This is a genomic window from Methylocystis sp. SB2 (assembly GCF_049817085.1).
GTDB classification, from domain to species: Bacteria; Pseudomonadota; Alphaproteobacteria; order Rhizobiales; family Beijerinckiaceae; genus Methylocystis; species Methylocystis rosea.
In genome coordinates this window covers 2,553,136-2,570,094 of sequence record NZ_CP187401.1, presented here as the reverse complement: position 1 = coordinate 2,570,094, position 16,959 = coordinate 2,553,136, and the positions used below count along the sequence as shown (strand labels likewise).

General features: G+C 62.3%; 17 protein-coding genes and 1 tRNA gene. 10 read left to right on the top strand and 8 right to left on the bottom strand.

Translation table 11 applies throughout. The features are described 5' to 3' along the window. The first annotated feature begins 70 nt into the window (after positions 1-70). On the top strand, positions 71-1,030 hold the full coding sequence (locus ACPS74_RS12665; protein ID WP_239755120.1) for a polysaccharide deacetylase family protein: 960 nt from the start codon (positions 71-73) through the stop codon (positions 1,028-1,030). 46 nt (positions 1,031-1,076) lie between these two features. Here the strand turns inward: ACPS74_RS12665 and ACPS74_RS12660 are convergent, their stop codons facing one another. From ACPS74_RS12660 to ACPS74_RS12640, 5 genes are all read right to left on the bottom strand, one after another. Then, complete coding sequence (locus tag ACPS74_RS12660) at positions 1,077-1,949, bottom strand: hypothetical protein (protein WP_029648933.1); 873 nt, start codon at positions 1,947-1,949, stop codon at positions 1,077-1,079. A 266-nt stretch (positions 1,950-2,215) separates the two neighbouring features. Further along, complete coding sequence (locus ACPS74_RS12655; protein WP_029648930.1) at positions 2,216-2,593, bottom strand: hypothetical protein; 378 nt, start codon at positions 2,591-2,593, stop codon at positions 2,216-2,218. Between the two features lie 154 nt (positions 2,594-2,747). Next, positions 2,748-3,110, bottom strand: a complete 363-nt coding sequence (locus ACPS74_RS12650) for a hypothetical protein (RefSeq protein ID WP_425622379.1) — start codon at positions 3,108-3,110, stop codon at positions 2,748-2,750. A gap of 568 nt (positions 3,111-3,678) precedes the next feature. Next, positions 3,679-3,763 (bottom strand) — tRNA-Leu (locus ACPS74_RS12645). A gap of 157 nt (positions 3,764-3,920) precedes the next feature. Next, entirely contained in the window at positions 3,921-4,133 is a 213-nt protein-coding gene (locus ACPS74_RS12640) for a hypothetical protein (RefSeq protein WP_036241476.1), read from the bottom strand. A gap of 249 nt (positions 4,134-4,382) precedes the next feature. Between ACPS74_RS12640 and lipB the strand changes: the two genes are divergently transcribed. Further along, positions 4,383-5,120 carry a lipoyl(octanoyl) transferase LipB gene (lipB, locus tag ACPS74_RS12635; RefSeq protein ID WP_370646326.1) on the top strand — a complete coding sequence of 246 codons (738 nt, stop codon included), beginning with the start codon at positions 4,383-4,385 and terminating at the stop codon, positions 5,118-5,120. Here the strand turns inward: lipB and bioB are convergent. Both bioB and ACPS74_RS12625 read right to left on the bottom strand, forming a co-directional pair. Beyond that, positions 5,117-6,100: a biotin synthase BioB gene (gene bioB, locus ACPS74_RS12630; protein ID WP_124737223.1), complete on the bottom strand. Its 984-nt coding sequence runs from the start codon at positions 6,098-6,100 to the stop codon at positions 5,117-5,119. The two genes, lipB and bioB, sit on opposite strands and share 4 nt — an antisense overlap. Then, entirely contained in the window at positions 6,097-6,633 is a 537-nt protein-coding gene (locus tag ACPS74_RS12625) for a hypothetical protein (protein WP_029651563.1), read from the bottom strand. The genes bioB and ACPS74_RS12625 overlap by 4 nt, the downstream gene beginning before the upstream one ends. Positions 6,634-6,818: 185 nt before the next feature. On the opposite strand from ACPS74_RS12625, the gene ACPS74_RS12620 reads away from it, so the two are divergent. From ACPS74_RS12620 to ACPS74_RS12590, 7 genes are all read left to right on the top strand, one after another. Beyond that, a complete protein-coding gene (locus ACPS74_RS12620) occupies positions 6,819-7,106 on the top strand; it encodes a hypothetical protein (protein ID WP_029651562.1) in 288 nt (95 codons plus the stop codon). Between the two features lie 120 nt (positions 7,107-7,226). Further along, positions 7,227-10,037: a phosphoenolpyruvate carboxylase gene (ppc, locus tag ACPS74_RS12615; RefSeq protein WP_425622378.1), complete on the top strand. Its 2,811-nt coding sequence runs from the start codon at positions 7,227-7,229 to the stop codon at positions 10,035-10,037. Positions 10,038-10,093: 56 nt separating this feature from the next. Further along, entirely contained in the window at positions 10,094-10,432 is a 339-nt protein-coding gene (locus ACPS74_RS12610) for a rhodanese-like domain-containing protein (protein ID WP_029648367.1), read from the top strand. 588 nt (positions 10,433-11,020) lie between these two features. Next, positions 11,021-11,566: a class I SAM-dependent methyltransferase gene (locus ACPS74_RS12605; RefSeq protein ID WP_425622377.1), complete on the top strand. Its 546-nt coding sequence runs from the start codon at positions 11,021-11,023 to the stop codon at positions 11,564-11,566. A 32-nt stretch (positions 11,567-11,598) separates the two neighbouring features. After that, positions 11,599-12,276, top strand: a complete 678-nt coding sequence (locus ACPS74_RS12600; RefSeq protein ID WP_029648365.1) for a transaldolase family protein — start codon at positions 11,599-11,601, stop codon at positions 12,274-12,276. Positions 12,277-12,312: 36 nt separating this feature from the next. Next, on the top strand, positions 12,313-12,750 hold the full coding sequence (locus tag ACPS74_RS12595) for a hypothetical protein (RefSeq protein WP_029648364.1): 438 nt from the start codon (positions 12,313-12,315) through the stop codon (positions 12,748-12,750). Between the two features lie 8 nt (positions 12,751-12,758). Continuing rightward, positions 12,759-14,372 carry a GMC family oxidoreductase gene (locus ACPS74_RS12590; RefSeq protein WP_029648363.1) on the top strand — a complete coding sequence of 538 codons (1,614 nt, stop codon included), beginning with the start codon at positions 12,759-12,761 and terminating at the stop codon, positions 14,370-14,372. Between the two features lie 21 nt (positions 14,373-14,393). On the opposite strand, the gene ACPS74_RS12585 is transcribed toward ACPS74_RS12590, so the two are convergent. Beyond that, complete coding sequence (locus ACPS74_RS12585) at positions 14,394-15,503, bottom strand: glycerol dehydrogenase (protein ID WP_029648362.1); 1,110 nt, start codon at positions 15,501-15,503, stop codon at positions 14,394-14,396. Positions 15,504-15,948: 445 nt separating this feature from the next. Here ACPS74_RS12585 and ACPS74_RS12580 point away from each other — a divergent pair, with 445 nt between their 5' ends. Next, on the top strand, positions 15,949-16,599 hold the full coding sequence (locus tag ACPS74_RS12580) for an FABP family protein (RefSeq protein ID WP_029648361.1): 651 nt from the start codon (positions 15,949-15,951) through the stop codon (positions 16,597-16,599). The last annotated feature ends 360 nt before the right edge of the window (positions 16,600-16,959 follow it).

Sequence of the window (16,959 nt, the reverse complement as noted above, 5' to 3'; positions counted from 1 at the left end):
GGCGGTCCCGCGCTATATTATGGTCGCGCTCTTAACCCGGGGGCGCGAGAAATCAAACCGGGAAGCCGTCATGACCGCCATTTTTCCATTGCTGAAAAGAGCTAAAGCGACAGTCGACGCTCCCCTCCCGCGGTTCGCGCTCTTGCTGCTGGTGGGTTTATCCGCCGCCAGCGTTTCTAGCGCCCCACGCGACGCCGCCGCCGTGGAACGGACCTGCGGACCCGACGCGCTTGGCGTGTCGCGAATCATCGAAGTCGACCGCTCCAAGGGAACGGCGGTCGGCCTGCAAAGCTATCCGCGCACGCTCGATTTGCGCGACCATGAGGTTGTGCTGACGTTCGATGACGGACCGGCGTCGCCCACGCCGCAAGTGCTCGACGCGCTCGCCAAGGAATGCGCGCGCGTGACCTTCTTTCTGATCGGCCGGAATGCGGAAAGCCTGCCCGCTCTGGTGAAGCGCGCCGCCGCGGACGGCCACACCATCGCTCACCATTCCTACAGCCACCCCGACAAGACCCTGAGGCTGATGAGCGAGGACGCCGCCAAGGCCGACATCGACAAGGGCATCGCCGCCGTGAACAAGGCGCTCGGCGCGACGGCCGCGCCCTTCTTCCGCTTTCCCGGCTTCGCCGATACGCCCGCGCTCGTCGCCGACCTCACGGCGCGCGGCTACACAATCTTCGGCTCCGACCTGTGGGCCTCGGACTGGTCGCATATGACGCCCAAGGCCGAACTCGATCTCGTGCTGTCGCGGCTTGAAAAGAACCGCAAAGGCATCGTGCTCTTCCACGATTCGCAGGGGATCACTGCGCAGATGCTGCCGGAATTTCTGCGCGAACTGAAAAAGCGCGGCTATTCGCTTGTCCACATGGTTCCGGGCGACGCGCCGACCCCGATCGTCGCCGCCGGTCCGGATTGGACCTCGACGACAGAGCCGATCATCGCCAAAACGCTTGGGCCAAAGGCCAGGCAGGCGCCGCAGGCGCATGAGCATGGTGCGCAAGAGCCGCCGAAATCCGGCGAGCCTTAGCGCAATGTGATCGGGAAGCGCGTTCTAAAGCTGCGCGAGGCGCCGCTTAGCCGCGATCGCAGATATACGTGCTCTTGGAACCCCAGCAGGATCCGCTCTTGTAAACATTTCCGAGATTTTTGCCGCCGAGCGCCGCAGACCAGCTTTTTCCCCTGGCCGGAGAAAGCGTCAGCGTCTGACCGGAATATTGGAAGATCACCGCGCCGCCTTTTCGCGAGATCTGACAGACGCCGCTGTTGAGCACGCGTCCCGAAATTCTGACGTAGCATTTGCCGGTTCGCGCTTCGGACGCGGGCGGCTCCTGTTCACCCGCGACGTTCGCCGCCGCTGACGCCTCATCTTCCGCCCCGCGGCGCGCCGCTCTGCGCTTTCCCGCGATGCCGTCGCTGAGAAATTCCGGCTCGAGTTCGAGGTTGGCGATGGATGACGCGAGCGGGTTCGACGCTTGGGCGCCCGGCGCCGATTCCGCCCCGTCCTGCGGGGGCGCCGCGCGTTCTGGCGTCGCTGTCGGCTCCACCGGTCCGGCGATGATCGAGGGCGGCTGTTCATGCGATCGCAAATTGGCGGCCGGCGCCCCCGGATGCGCCTGGCTTTGCGCGCCGCGCGGCGCGGGAGGCGCTATTTTTTGAGGCGTCATCGAATCTGCGGGATCGCCATTTTGCGGAAGCTCGCCCCAGAACGCGGAGCCGACGACGATCGCGGTGCCGACGACGACAAGCGCCGCGGCGCCAATATAGAAGAAGCGCTCGACCCTTTCGAAGTTGCGCTCGGACGCCGTTGCGTAGGACTGGCGCGAACCCGCCGGCCGCGGCGACGCCATGCGCCTGTCGGCTTCAATATCGCGCCAGGCATAGCGGGCGCGCGTCTCGATAGTGTCGGCCTTTGGCGGCGGCCTGCGGTCTCTTAACGACACAGCCATGCTTCCCTCTCCGGGCGCCGTCGAACCAAAAGAGCGGCGTCGAACGCCTCGCGTCTGCGAAAAAGGCGCGCGGCGCGCTCATTTGCGAAGATCGAGCAGGCGGCTTGCACTGACCAAGCGCCAGCGCAACGATATTGCAATGGGGAATGTGGCTGATGTTTGCCCGCTGCGGCGCCGCAATCGGCCGCGCGAACTCGGGGCGCTTTTATGGCGCTAACCTTGGTGCGGCCGAGAACGAAGAAGCGCGCTTGGCTCTCAGGTTGTCGTCAAAAAGGTATCTTGTCATCTAGGTCCGAGAGGATTTCGTTTAAGACTTTGTCTGCGCCCAAGGCAATCCTACGCGCGGATTCATATAGGTCTGACATCAATGAATACCACTTATCCCGCATCTCCTCTGGGCTTTCATTATCTGCTCGAAGATTAGAATCTGTGAAACTCTCGACCAATTGGCCATCGCCATTGATCAGATCTATTTCGACATCCGGTATGTCAAAATCATCATGATTTAGCTTTATCATTATAGTATTGTCGCGAAGGGATAGCTGAAACACATCATTTTTTACGGATTGTTTCCACTCAAGCTCCCCTGCATTGGTCAATTCGACCAACTTGTTGACCAGCTTCATTTGCTTTGCGTATGCCATCTTCACACTCCGGTATCTGCGAACTTTAGCTCTGCGAGCACGCCGGCCAATTCGTCAATGTTCTGAGACAGAAGGGCATTAAATCGAGTGCGTGCGTCATTCGGCACACTTGGAAGAGCTTTCTCAACGGCCCTCTCCATCTCGCTGAGGTTAGCTATCGCGCCCTGTAGCACCGCTGCATGAGTGTCAGAAAGGTCACGTGATTTTTAACGTTGATGAGCGTCTTTCGCAGAGCGGCATAGCGATCTGGCAGCAGTGCCCATTCATTATTTCGGTGAGAGCGCTTTACTTCCTCTAACAACCCAATCACCCTGCTAAGGTCAAATACCGTCTCGAATGTCTGGATGCTGTTTTTTACGCTTTGCGCGGCGTCACGAGCATGTTCTGCAGCTTTTCTCGACCGACGGACGTTGTAAACCGTAAGCACAAAGCCGACGACAGAAATAAGCACACCTGCTATGCTGGCAAGATCACCGACGTGGTTCTCCGCAATCCAATTAAGAAATGCCGCTCCCAAGCTCGTCGCCTTTCCGCTTTCAACAGTGAAAAATCCTTCGCATACGGCGAAAAAAACAAATTGGCTTATCATTGGCCAATACACAAGACGACGAGCAAACTTGTTACACTCTCAGGTATCGAGACCGATCCTGGGCTGAACATCAAATCGACCACATGCTGAAGTTGCCGGGGATGAGCGGACTGTCCTCCTTCCACTCTGTCGGCTGGTATTACATCAATGAGAGCCTGAGCAGCCTTGGTCTCCACGGGAGGCCTCAGGTGAACGTCGCCGCGCATGGCCTTCCACAGTGCGTCATCCTGTGCGGCCATCTTGGAATCTTCGCGAGCGGCTACTTCCTTGTCGGAGGCGCGAAGGGAAACACGCCGCGTGACTTGCCGCCAAGTCGAGGGCGAAGCTCCTCAGGAACCTCACGGACGTAATAATACGTTCGACCACGAAGGAAGATGTAGCTGGCCATCAGGAAGACCGGGAGCGACTTAGCGGATGAGCACCAATGGACTTACCCAAGAAGCAAGGGCAGGCTTGGGCTAACTTGCTGAATGCCTATGGAAAAGCCGATGGCTTTTGGTGCGGCCGAGAGGACTCGAACCTCCACTGGTTGCCCAACTAGCACCTCAAGCTAGCGCGTCTACCAATTCCGCCACGGCCGCAAGGACGCTCCGCTTAACGCGAAGCGCCGGCGCGCTGCGTCTAACAAATCGGCTCCCAGATGACAAGCGGGCGCGGCCGCGTCATCCGCCGGCTCTTCGCCCTATTAAAATTTGCGCCGCGCCGATCGTCGGAGAACGAACTTCCCTTTTGAGACTTTTAGGCGTCCGCAAGCACTTCACGAAGCGTATGCCCGACTTGATCCTTAATGACGCAGATGGTGGCCTTTTGGTCGTCATAGAAGACATCGCGCATCATCGTTTGCCCATAGGCGTCCGCGAGAGCCGCCGTCTTTACACGACGTTTCGTCGCATTTAGAGAAAGGCGGTGGCCGGCGGCGTCGATTGCGAAAAACTCGAACAAGTAAACCATTGCGTTCTCCTGCTTTGCGCTAATCATTACACGCTGTTGCGACCGGCGCGTGAATGAACAAGGAGATAGAATTGAAGCTGAGCCGCGACCAGGCATCCAATTCAACGCGCTTGTTACGGTCGCTATTCGAGAAATTCTTGTCCTTATACAGAGGCTGCTGGCGAAAAGCTCTAGGCGTGAAGCAATCGCCGAGATTCAGTTTCGCCGGAATGCGCGTCTCGGCGCGCTTGATGGGCTTAGTTCGGCCGAATGACTGAAACGCCTTGTCCGCCTTCTCGCCGCTCCCTAGACGCCGTCATGCGTCTGCGCCCTGGCGCGCCGCCGGTCGAATGGCGCGTCAGCGGCGATCTCGTGCCCTATGAAGAGGCGGTAGCCTTTATGGAGGCGCGCGCCGCGGCGATCGCTTCCGGCGAGGCGCGCGAATGCGTCTGGCTGCTGGAACATCCGCCGATCTACACCGGCGGCTCCTCGGCGAAGGAGCAGGATCTGCTCGAGGCGCGCTTTCCCGTCTATCGCACCGGACGCGGCGGACAATTCACCTATCACGGGCCCAAGCAGCGCGTCGCTTACGTCATGCTCGATCTTTCGCGACGCCAACGCGACGTGCGCGCCTTCGTCTGCGCGCTTGAATCATGGATCATCGCGACGCTCGCCGATTTCGGCGTCACGGGCGAGCGGCGCGCCGGGCGCATCGGCGTCTGGGTCGAGCGGCCGGATAAGGCCAGGGGAACGGGCGGCGAAATGGCGGAAGATAAAATCGCCGCCATCGGCGTGCGCCTGCGGCAATGGGTGAGCTTCCACGGGATCGCGCTCAATGTCGCGCCGGATCTGACGCATTTTTCCGGCATCGCGCCCTGCGGCGTACGCGATGCCCATCTTGGCGTCACGAGCCTCGCGGACCTCGGCGTGGCGGCGGACATGCCTGCCGTCGACGCCGCGCTGCGCAGGAATTTCGAGGCGATCTTCGGCCCAGCCGAGGACTCTTAAGGCGCGGCGGGCGCCCGCCCCTCGCGCGCAGCAAGCGCGGCGAACAGCGCATCGTCTTCATTGACGCCGGCGTTGCCCGTCGTCAGCAGCTTCTCGCCATAGAAGATCGAATTGGCGCCGGCGACGAGGCAGAGAATTTGCGCTTCGCGCGACAGCGACGAGCGGCCGGCCGAGAGCCGCACCCGCGCCTTCGGCATGACGATGCGCGTCGTCGCGATCATGCGCACGAGATCGAGCGGGTCGATCTGCGCACGCCCGGCGAGCGGCGTGCCTTCGACGGCGACCAGCGCGTTGATCGGCACGCTTTCCGGATGCGGATCGAACGACGCCAGCGTCTGCAACATGCCGGCGCGGTCTTTCACGCTTTCGCCCATGCCGATGATGCCGCCGCAGCACATCTCCAGCCCCGCGCCCCGCACGGCCTTGAGCGTGTCGAGACGGTCTTGATAGGTGCGGGTGGTGATGATCTCGTTGTAGAATTCCGGGCCGGTGTCGAGATTATGGTTGTAGGCGGTGAGTCCGGCGTCGACGAGGCGCTTCGCTTGCGACTCGTTGATCATGCCGAGCGTGACGCAGGCCTCCATGCCGAGCGCGCGCACGCCGCGCACCATGTCGAGCACGGCGTCAAAACGCTTGCCCTCGGGCGCCGAGCGCCAGGCGGCGCCCATGCAGAAGCGATCGGCGCCGGCCTCTCGGGCGGTCTTTGCGGCGCCCAGGACCTCCGCCGTCTCCAAGAGATCGACGCGGTCGAGCTTCACTTCGCGGTGATGCGCCGATTGCGGGCAATAGGAGCAGTCTTCCGGACAGCCGCCGGTCTTGATCGACAGCAGCGCCGCCTTCTGCACGTCATTGACGTCGTGAAAGCGGCGATGAACGGCGTTCGCCTGCGCGACGAGATCGAGCAGCGGCTGATCATGGATGGCGACGATCTCTTCGACGCCCCAGTCATAGCGTAAGGAGAAGTCCGCGGAAGCGTTCACGCCGGACCTCCGGCGTCGCGGCTTTGCGAACGATGCTGCGAGCGCGCGGCGAGTCTGCGCTGCGGCGCCTCCTTCTTAGACGTGTCTTCGGCGCGCGTCACGCTCTTGCGCCCGCCGCGCAGAGCGGTATAAGCGACGAAAAGCGCCATCGCGACGTCGAAGGCCGCATTGGCGACGACGAAGGGCGCGGGGGCGAATTGCGAGGCCGCGCCGATATAGTGAAAGTAAATCGCATAGAGCGGATGCAGCGCGAAGCCCGCGACGACCCACCACGGCGAGCCGATGATCGACATGCCGGCGAGCGTGCCGAAAACGGCGACGCCGGTCATTTCGACGCCGACCCAGGGGCCGGACTCTTCAGCGCGAAAGGCGAAGCCGACGTAAAGGAAGCACAGCGCGATCAGCGCATAGGCGGCGATCCGCTGGACGGCCGCGCCCGACCATTTGCAGAATGCCAGGAGGCCCAAGGCAAAGACCAGGCCGACCCCGGCAAAGATAAGAATTTCGGTTGTATCGAGCATGGCTTTGACCATTAGCGCCGCAAATTGCGGAGATTAGGCGGATCGCATCGTCGCCGACGTCTATAAGCGGCAGAGCCGCCTCGAACAAGTGCCGCGGTCTCGGGCGCTACGGCAAGAGCGTCCGCTCTTGTCAAACGGTCCCGCTTGACGCAGTTTCGGCGCTGGAAGTTGCGGTCACCGTTGGCGGCGAGGCTCCCGTGCAAAAAACCATATTAATTGCGCTGCTATGCGCGATCAGCGGCGCTACGCCTGCGCTCGCCGTGAACACCTGGGCAGGTAGCACGGCCGACGATATGGCGGTCGAGCAGGACGCCTGCGCCCCCGACGCTTACCGCTTCTGCGGCGGCAACACCGTCTTCATTTTCGAGATGGAAAATTGTCTCAAGCGGTATATGCCGTACCTGTCTCGATCGTGCCGAAAGCAGCTAACTCCCACCGATTTTCGTAAGTATCACGGCGAAGAGCCGGATTTCTTCGGCTTTTAGAAGCCGCGCGCGACGTCGGAAAACGCGCCGGACGCCAGACGCGTCGAAAAGACGTGCGAAGCCTGCTATAGCTGCCCTGGACGCGCCCCGAGGCGTGGAGAGTTCAAAGGTCGCGATAGTATGCAGCTTGAAGCGCAGGCGCAGGAAAAGCTCGTTACGACCGCTCCGCCGGCGGGCGCCGATCCGGAAGCCTTGAAGGGCGACGAATCCCTCATTGACGACATTCGCCTTCTCGGGCGGCTGCTCGGCGACGCGGTTCGCGAACATGAGGGCGCCACGGCGTTCGAGCGCATCGAGACGATCCGGCGGCTCTCCGTCGCCGCCAGCCGCAACGGGGACGCCGAAGCCGACAGGAATCTCGACGCGTTGCTGCGCGCGCTGACGGCGGAAGAGGCGCGCACCGTGATCCGCGCCTTCAGCTATTTCTCGCATCTTGCGAATATCGCCGAAGATCTGCATCCGCTGCAGCAGCGCGCGCGCGCCCAGGCGAGCGGCGCCTTCACCGGCGCGCCGAGCCTCGCCACGACCTTCGCGCGGCTGCGCAAGGCCGCCGTCGGCGCCGGCAAGATCGCCCAGGCGCTGGCGCGCGGCTGGATTTCGCCGGTGCTGACCGCGCATCCGACGGAAGTGCGCCGCAAGAGCCTGCTCGACGCCGAACACGCGATCTTCAAGCTGCTCGCCGCGCGCGAACATATGCGCGGCAAGGCCGAGCGCGCGCAAAACGAGATGCAGCTTCGCGCCCGCGTCTCGCAGCTCTGGCAGACCGAGCTGTTGCGTCATTCGCGTTTGACCGTGCGCGACGAAATCGAGAATACGCTGAGCTATTATCGCAGCACCTTTTTGCGCGAGATCCCGCGCCTTTACGCCGACATCGAACAGCGTCTCGAAGGACTGCGGGTGCCGCCCTTCCTGCGCATGGGCGCCTGGGTCGGCGGCGACCGCGACGGCAATCCGAACGTCACGGCGGACTCGCTCTCTACCGCCATGCGCATGCAGTGCGAAACGGCGCTGCGCTTCTATCTCGTCGAAGTGCATGAGCTTGGCGCCGAGCTGTCAATTTCGCGGCGTTACGCCGGCTGCAGCAAGGCGCTCGAAGCGCTGGCGGCCCGCTCTGGCGACGACAATCCGCATCGTGACGACGAGCCCTATCGCCGCGCCCTCATCGGCGTCTATTCGCGCCTCGCCGGCACGCTGGAGAAGCTGACCGGCGGCCAGGCGGCGCGCCACGCCGTGGCGCCGGGCGAGCCCTACGCCAATTCATGGGCGCTGCTCGCCGATCTCGTCACCATCGATGAATCGCTGCGCGTGCATCACAGCGAGGTCATCGCCACGCAGCGGCTCGAGCCGCTGATCCGCGCCGTCGAAGTCTTCGGCTTTCACCTTGCGACGCTCGATTTGCGGCAAAGCTCCGACCGGCACGAAGAGACCATCGCCGAACTTCTCGGCGTCGCCCGCGTCGTCGATGATTACGCCACGCTCCCGGAAGCCGAAAAGCAGCAGTTGCTGCTGAAGCTGCTCAACGATCCGCGGCCGGTGCGCCTGCCCGGCGCGACATACAGCGACCGCGCCACGAGCGAATTGACGATCATGGAACGCGCGCGGGAGATGCGCCGGCTCTACGGCGACGAGGCGATCCGCCATTACATCATCAGCCACACCGAAACAGTCAGCGACCTCCTTGAAGTTCTGCTGCTGCAAAAAGAATGCGGCCTGATGCGGGGCACGCTCGATCCGCGCGACACACAGGCCGTCGTCGCCGATCTCATCATCGTGCCGCTCTTCGAAACCATTGAGGATCTGCGCAACGCCGCGCCGATCATGCAGGATTTTTACGCTCTGCCCGGCATCCTCAAGCTCGTCGTCAATTCCGGCGGGCAGCAGGACGTCATGCTCGGCTACTCCGACTCCAACAAGGACGGCGGCATCCTAACGAGCATCTGGGAGCTGTACCGCGCCTCGACCGCGCTAGCGGAATTTTTCGGCCCACTGCCGAACGTCGCCCTTCGGCTTTTCCACGGACGCGGCGGAACCGTCGGACGCGGCGGCGGGCCGAGCTACGACGCCATTCTGGCGCAGCCGCCCGGCACGGTGAACGGGCAGATCCGCCTCACCGAGCAGGGCGAAGTCATCGCGGCGAAATACGCCAATCCGCAGATCGGCCACGTCAATCTCGAACTGCTCGTCGCGGCGACGCTGGAAGCGACGCTGCTCTCCGCGCACAAGACTCCGGCGCCGGAGTTCCTGGAAGCCGCCGAAGAATTGTCGCAGGCCGGCATGGCCGCCTATCGCGGCCTTGTCTACGGGACCGAAGGCTTCGTCGATTTCTTCTTTTCCTCGACGCCGATTTCGGAAATCGCCTCGCTCAACATCGGCTCGCGTCCGGCCTCGCGCAAACCTTCGCGCCGCATCGAGGATCTGCGCGCGATTCCGTGGAGCTTTTCCTGGGCGCAGGCGCGCGTCGCGCTGCCGGGCTGGTACGGCTTCGGTTCGGCGATCGCGCATTTCATCGAAGAGGACGAGAAAGCGCGGCTCGCGCTCTTGCGCCGGATGAGCGAAGAATGGCCGTTCTTTCGCGCGCTGCTCTCGAACATCGACATGATCCTCTCCAAGACCGACATGTCGATCGCGCATCATTACGCTGGACTTGTCGAGGACAAGGCGCTTGCCGCGCGCATTTTCGGCATGATCGAGGCCGAGCATGCGCGCGCGAATGACGCGCTCGAAAAACTTCTCGGCTCCAAGGAGCGGCTCGCCGACAATCCGACGCTCGCGCGCTCGCTGAGGCACCGCTTCCCCTATATCGCGCCGCTGAACTATCTGCAGGTCGAATTGATCCGCCGCCATCGCGCAGGCGAGCGCGGCGACGACATTCGCGAAGGGATCTTGATGTCGATCAACGGCATTGCGGCGGGCTTGCGGAACACGGGTTAGGCGACGCCTTGACAGCGAAGCCATCATGCGAAGGATCGATCGGAGGAATAAGCGTCATGAACGCAGGCAATCAGTTTAATGACATCAGCCTCGAAGAGCTTAAAGCAGGCCTCGCGACGGGCGCGGTCTTGCTTGTCGACGTGCGAGAGGCTGACGAATATGCGGCGGGCCACATCGCCGGCGCGATCTTCAATCCGCTGTCGAAATTCGATCCGAGCCAACTGCCGGTGGCAGGCGAGGGCCAGAAAGTGATCATCTATTGCCGCTCCGGCAAGCGCTCGGTGTCGGCGATGGAGCAGGCGCGGCTCCTGGGCCGTCGCGACGCCAACACGCATTTTGGCGGCGGCATCCTCGCCTGGCTCAGCGCCGGCGAACCTGTCGTCCAGGGCATGTAAAGCGCTCAGATGGCGACGCAGCTTCAACGCAGGCTCGCGAGATAGCGCGACAAGGCAAGCAGTTCGCTTTCGCTGAAAATGCCAAAAGGCGGATCTCATCTTGCTTTGCGAGCTGCTGCGCAGGCGGAAATTTCCGTCAACGCCATTCGTCATACTCATGACGCGGCATCGCCGCGACGCTGAGCGCCATCAGCGCATGGCGCCGCCGCGACATGGCGTGGCCGAATGGCGCGGGGTAACCAGCAAGTGTGTATCGCCACGGAACCTGCATAGAAAAAATCCAGCCTTTGAGGCCACGCCGCTTTTCATCGAAGCCGCGGATCGCCACTTTTTGGGGCGGAGAGAATAGTTTCCGCCAGACTTAATATGTCATCGTAATTTCCGGAGTACGCTTATGCGGAACCAGTATCAAACAATCAGCAGGCAATATTCGGCAGCGCGGAAGGATGACCATACGAATTTCCTTGAAACGCCAACCGTCCAATCGGTTCTCGGCGATGTTTCAGGCGTGAACGCCATCGACTACGCATGCGGGACTGCCATTATTCCCGGCTTCTCAAAAGACTTGGCGCAAAGAATGTGCTCGGCGTGGATCTGTCGCCCGCGATGATTGAAGCCGCGCGGCATGAAGAAAGCCAAAACGCGCTGGGGATCGTTTACGAAGTCGGCGACGCCGCGACGATGGCCGTTTTTGGTTCATTCGACGTCGCGACCGCCGCCTTTCTGTTCAACTACGCCGAGGACGAGCAGACGCTTGCGCAAATGTTCAGGTCTGTAGCGGCGAATGTGATTCCCGACGGCAGATTGGTCGCCGTCGTGCCCAATCCGGACTTCATCAACGGCCGCGGGGACACGCTTCCTTATGGGTTTTTTCTCGAGAAAATCGGCGAAGGCCCCATGCGCCTGCGCGTGCGGATGACGTTTGTCGGCGAAGAAAAATTTCGGATCGAATTCACCCAGTGGAGCCGTCACGCTTACGAGGACGCGCTGGCGCAGGCGGGGTTTGCTGACGCGCAATGGACGCCCTTCGCCGTGTCTAAGGAAGGAATTGAGCGTTACGGGCAAAACTTCTGGGACGCAATTCTCGCCAATCCGAAAAGCGTCGTGTTGAGCGCAAGGAAAAAGCCTGCGTGACCACGGCCTCGACCAGAATAAAGTAAGACGCGATGCTTCTCGTCGATACGGCGGATCACAACGCTATCCTGAACGCGCTGAAATTTCCAGGCGTGCAGGGTTTCACGACCAATCCGGCGCTGATGGCCCGCGCCGCCGGCGCGGAAGCTTTGTCGTTGGATGAATACGTCGCCGCCGCGCGCAAGCTCTGCGCAATGTCCGCCGACATTGGCGCGATTCGGCAGCTGATGATTCAGGCGGTTGGAAGCGCAGACGACGCGCTGAGGCAAGCGGCATGCTATGTCGACGACCTGAAAGCCGCGCGCGAGAAAAAGCTCTGGATCAAACTTGCGCCGACGGCGCCGAGCCTCGCGTGCTGCCGGGCGCTGAATGACATAGGCTGCGCATCTCTGGCGACGGCGGTGTTCACGGCGGCGCAGGCCTATGTCGCAATGGAGGCTGGCGCGGATGGCGTCGCGGTATATCTCGGCAGGCTCATGCGGCTTGAAAGAGATTGGGAGAAGCAGATCGAAGGCGTCGCCGCGATCGTCAACAGCGCCGAACGGACCTTGCTGCTTGCGAGTTTCCCTGATCGACAGACCGTCGAAATTGGACTTCGATATAGTCGCGACATCACGGCGCCACCGTCCGTGCTCGAAGACTTGCTGACGTCTTCTCTGTCGCAGGATGCAATCAAGGCGTTCGACGAGACGGTCGCATCGAAGCGCTGAAGAGCGGGCCAGGCCCGGTTTTTTTAGGAAGCAAGAATGCAAATGCGCGCAAAGGATCGTGACGTCTCGCGCCGGAAGCTTCTGATCGGCTGCGCACTCGGCGCGCTCACGCCCTGCATTGCGGATCGGAGGGGACTTGCGGAGACTTCCGATCTCGCCGATTTTCTTCGCCTCAGCGCCGAGCTCACTGGACGCACGCGTCTTCCAGTCGATTCGGCTCGGATTTATCTGCAGAGTCTTGGACTCGATCGCGGCGCATTGCGCAGTATGGACCCTCTGCAAGATAAAGACTCGGATGGCCTTGCGCGAAGAATCGTGGCGGACTGGTATTCCGGTCAAACCGTCGACTCGGGACGCATGATTTGCGTCGATTACACAGGCGCACTCATGTGGGATGCGATTGGCTTTGCCGGGCCAAGAGGCATTCCCAGAGGTGACGGCGCCGGCTGGGCGCTCGCGCCAGTCGTGAAGTGACCCCGCACATGGATGTTCATGCCGACGTAGTGGTCATAGGCTCCGGCGTCGCCGGGGCGTTGGTCGCCTCCCGGGTCGCGCGCAAAGGCGCGACAGTCATTATTATGGAGGCCGGCCCTCGCGTCGACCGCGCCGCCTCGGTGAGACGATTCCAGAACGCTTCTGCAAAGACGCCCGAGTCGGCCTATGAGCAGGCCGCGTTCACGCCGCACCCCGAGTCAGACAAGCCCTATGCGTTCTACGCGCAGAAAGGGCCTCGCCCGTTCAACTCGACCTATTTACGCCAGGTCGGCGGCACGACATGGCACTGGCTGGGCACCGCCGTTCGACTGGTTCCCGACGATTTCGAGATGAAATCGCGCTTCGGCCTCGCCGTTGACTGGCCGATCTCATACGCCGATCTCGAACCATGGTATTGCGCGGCGGAACAGCAGCTCGAAGTCGCCGGAGACGATGACGACGATCTTGGCTCGCCACGCTCCGCCCCCTACCCCTTTCCGCCGATCGCCCAGAGCTTCCTCGATCGCGCATGGCGCAACGCTTTGCAGGAGTCCGACTATAAGGTCCGCCCAACGCCGCAGGCGCGCCTCTCGAAGCCGTCCGGCGACCGACCGGCCTGTCACGGCAGCGCCAGCTGCATTCCCATCTGTCCGATCCAAGCAAAATATGACGCGACCATTCACGTCGCGCGCGCAGAGTCTTTCGGCGCACGGCTGCTGACGGAGACCTGCGCCAATTTCGTCGAATGCCGCCCGGACGGGCGCGTCGAAGCGGTCAGGTTCATACGATCCGATGGCTCGACCGGACGCGTGTTCGCGCGCGTCGTCTGCGTCGCCGGCAACGGCGTCGAGACGCCGCGACTCCTGCTGGCCTCGGCCTCCGAATCCTTGCCTGGCGGCGTCGCCAATCGCTCGGATCAGCTCGGCCGAAATCTGATGGATCATCCGATCCAGCTCAGCTGGGCCCTCACGCGCCAGCCCGTCTGGCCCTATCGCGGACCTGGGGCGACATCGGGGATCGAGAATTTTCGAGATCTGAAAGACCGCGGCGCAAATTCGGCTTTGCGATTCGAATTCGGCAATGAAGGGTGGAGCTGGCCGACCGGAGCGCCTGAATCGACCGCGCGCGAACTGGCGCTCAGCGGCCTGCGCGGAAAGGCGCTCGACACGGCGCTCAGGGAGCAGACGTCGCGGCACATTCGCGTGGCCGCATTGACGGAGCAGCTCCCTCTGGCGAGCAACAGGGTGACGCTGGATCGGTCACAAATTGAAAAGACCGGTCTGCCGCGCCCAGCGATCTACTTTCAACTCGACCGCTACACCGACCGCGCGCTCGCCAACGCCAAACATCTGCATGAAGACATGTTTGCGAAGATCGGCGTGGAAGCTTTTTGGCACAAGGACGACGCCCAAGGCGCCGGCCATATCATGGGCACGGCGCGCATGGGCGAAGACGCGGCGACGTCGGTCGTCGACAAGGACCTGCGCGCCCATGCGCACCGCAATCTTTTTCTGGTTGGCGCCGCTGTGTTCCCGACGGGCGGAACCGCCAACCCGACGCTCACCATCGCCGCGCTCGCCCTGCGCGCCGCCGACGCCGTTCTTTCTTCCTTGAAGGAATAGTCGCGCGCGGGAGCCTGCCTCCTATGAAGCGCGCGCCTTGAAGGCGGCGCCCATGGCGTCGGCGGCATAAATCGCGTCCATGAGAGTCGCGGCGGTCACCTCGAAAGGTTCATTATGCGCGCTCTCGCCGACGGCGACGGCGCGCTCGGCGATCGCCCGCGCCGTCTCGCGCGAAAGATTTTCGAGCCCAAGTTCGGCAAGCGTCACAGGCAAGCCGACAGAGAGGCAAAATCCCATCGCTTCATCGACCGTCGAACGCGGCCGTCCTTCCAGAGCGAGCTGCACCAGCGTGCCGAAGGCGACCTTTTCGCCATGCAGCCGATCATGCGTTTCCGGCGCGGCCGTCAGCCCATTGTGGACCGAATGCGCCACCGCAAGGCCGCCGGACTCGAACCCGAGCCCGGAGAGAAGCGTGTTGGCTTCGATGATGCGTTCCAGCGCCGGCGTGATCGCCCCTGCCCGCGCCGCAGCGACGGCGGCTATCCCGTCATTGAGGAGCGTTTTGTAACAGAGCTCGGCGATGGCCGCCGCGGCGATCGTGCTCAGACCCCCGGCGACGTTGTTGCGATGCGCGCGGATCGTGGCGTCCGCTTCGAAAAAAGTGGCGAGCGCATCGCCCATGCCCGAGATCAGCAGGCGCACCGGCGCGCGCGCGATGACCGTGCTGTCGACAAGAACAAGATCGGGGTTGCGGCGGTAAAAGAGGCATTGCTCGAACACCCCGTCTTCGGTGTAGACGACCGAAAGCGCGCTGCAGGGCGCGTCGCTCGACGCCGTCGTTGGACAACAGGCGACGGGAAGCTCCAGTTCCGCGGCGACGGCGCGGGCGGCGTCCAACGCCTTGCCGCCGCCGGCGCCGACGATTGACGAGGCCGAGACCCGGCGCGCCTCTTCGCTCCCGCGGGAAATCTCCGCAAAGGAGCATTCCCCGCCGAAATCGAGAATCGCATAGTCGAGTCCGGCGGCTGGGAACGTCTCGCGCCAAACCGGCTCTAGCGCCTTGCGGGCGGTCGGACTCGCGATGATCAGCGCCTTTCCCGCAATGCCGAGCCGCGAAAGCTCCGACGCGAGCGACATGGTCGCATCGCGACCCTGAACATATCTCGCGGGAGCGCAGAAAACCTTCAACATACGGGAGATCCGATCTGATGCGTGAGGGTGGCGATTTGAGAGCAAATACGACCGCAACGCAACGCATCGGCTTGAGATCAGCCATCTTCGGGTGATCGCGGCAGCTTACCCGAGCGCTGCACTCAAGAGGCCGAGCAGGCGGCGCAAAAAAGGGCCGGCCCCACCGGCCGGCCCCGATCACTTCGAAAAGCTAAGCGTTTTTTGCAACATTCGGATCATTGCGCGTCTCACTGAAACGCGCAGTGCGCCGGCGCACGGTGCGTGCGGCGCGATTCATGTCCGAAGCGTTCGCCAAGCCGGCGTCTCGTCGCCTCGATGGTCGCTGTCGCGGTCAAAAGCCGCTGCGACGAATGTCGGCAGCAGATTGAGTAAATTTGCCGCTTGAAATCAGGCCGCACACGTTCCTCAATCACAAGCGCTCAGATGAGCAAGAAGGGACATAAACGTGTGCAGCATTCCGGAAGATATTTTTACCGAGCCTGAGTTCTCCCCTGATACGCTGGCTAATCTGGGTCCGTTGCGCCGCTTGGCGGGCGTGTGGCAGTCCGATCAAGGCGTGGACGTCAATCCCAAGGCCGAAGGGCCGGAAAGACGCGCGTATCGCGAGCATATAAGGATGGATCCGATCGATCCGCAGACGAACGGGCCGCAGCTCCTCTATGGATTGCGCTATCACATCCATATCAACACCCCGGAGGAGGCGATCACCTTTCACGACCAGGTCGGGTACTGGCTCTGGGAGCCGGCCACGGGCCTGATCATGCAGACCATCGCGATCCCGCGCGGACAAGTCGTGCTGGCGGGTGGAACGGCGAAGCCCGACGACGCGCGCATTTCCGTCGAGGCGCGGCGCGGCGATACCCGCTTCGGCATTTGCTCGACGACCTTCCTGGAAGAGGCGTTTCGCACCGACTATTACCGCATCGACATCGCCTTCAACGACGATGGCAGTTGGACCTATGTGACGCGAACGGATCTCGCCCTGCGCGGCAAGACGCCAGCGTTCAACCACCACGACACAAATACGCTGCGGCGGGTCGCGCGCCCGGCGCCAAATCCGCTCGTCGGCCTGCTGAAGGACAGCAAAGTGAGTTAGCTCTGAATTCTCGAAACGTCATGTCGCCCCCGATGTTAGTCCACCCCGAGTCGCCAGAACTTTCGGTGCAATCGGGAGGTCGCTGGCGTTTTGCCATAAAAGAACGAACTATTCGATAAATTGAAATTGAGAGATAATCGCATTCGATTGAATATAGTGCCGTTGGCATATTGTGGAAGTTGCAGTCTTGTCTTCCCGACCCCGGTCGCGACGTCGAACGGCCCCGGACCATAACGCCATGCTCCTGGCGCCGCTGGAAGCGCAAAACAGCCTGCGCTCCGAGACCATGCCATTTATTGAGCCATGTTGCGACGTTGAGGTCGTCGCAGATCGAGCAACTGTGGGAGGGAATGAAAGCCA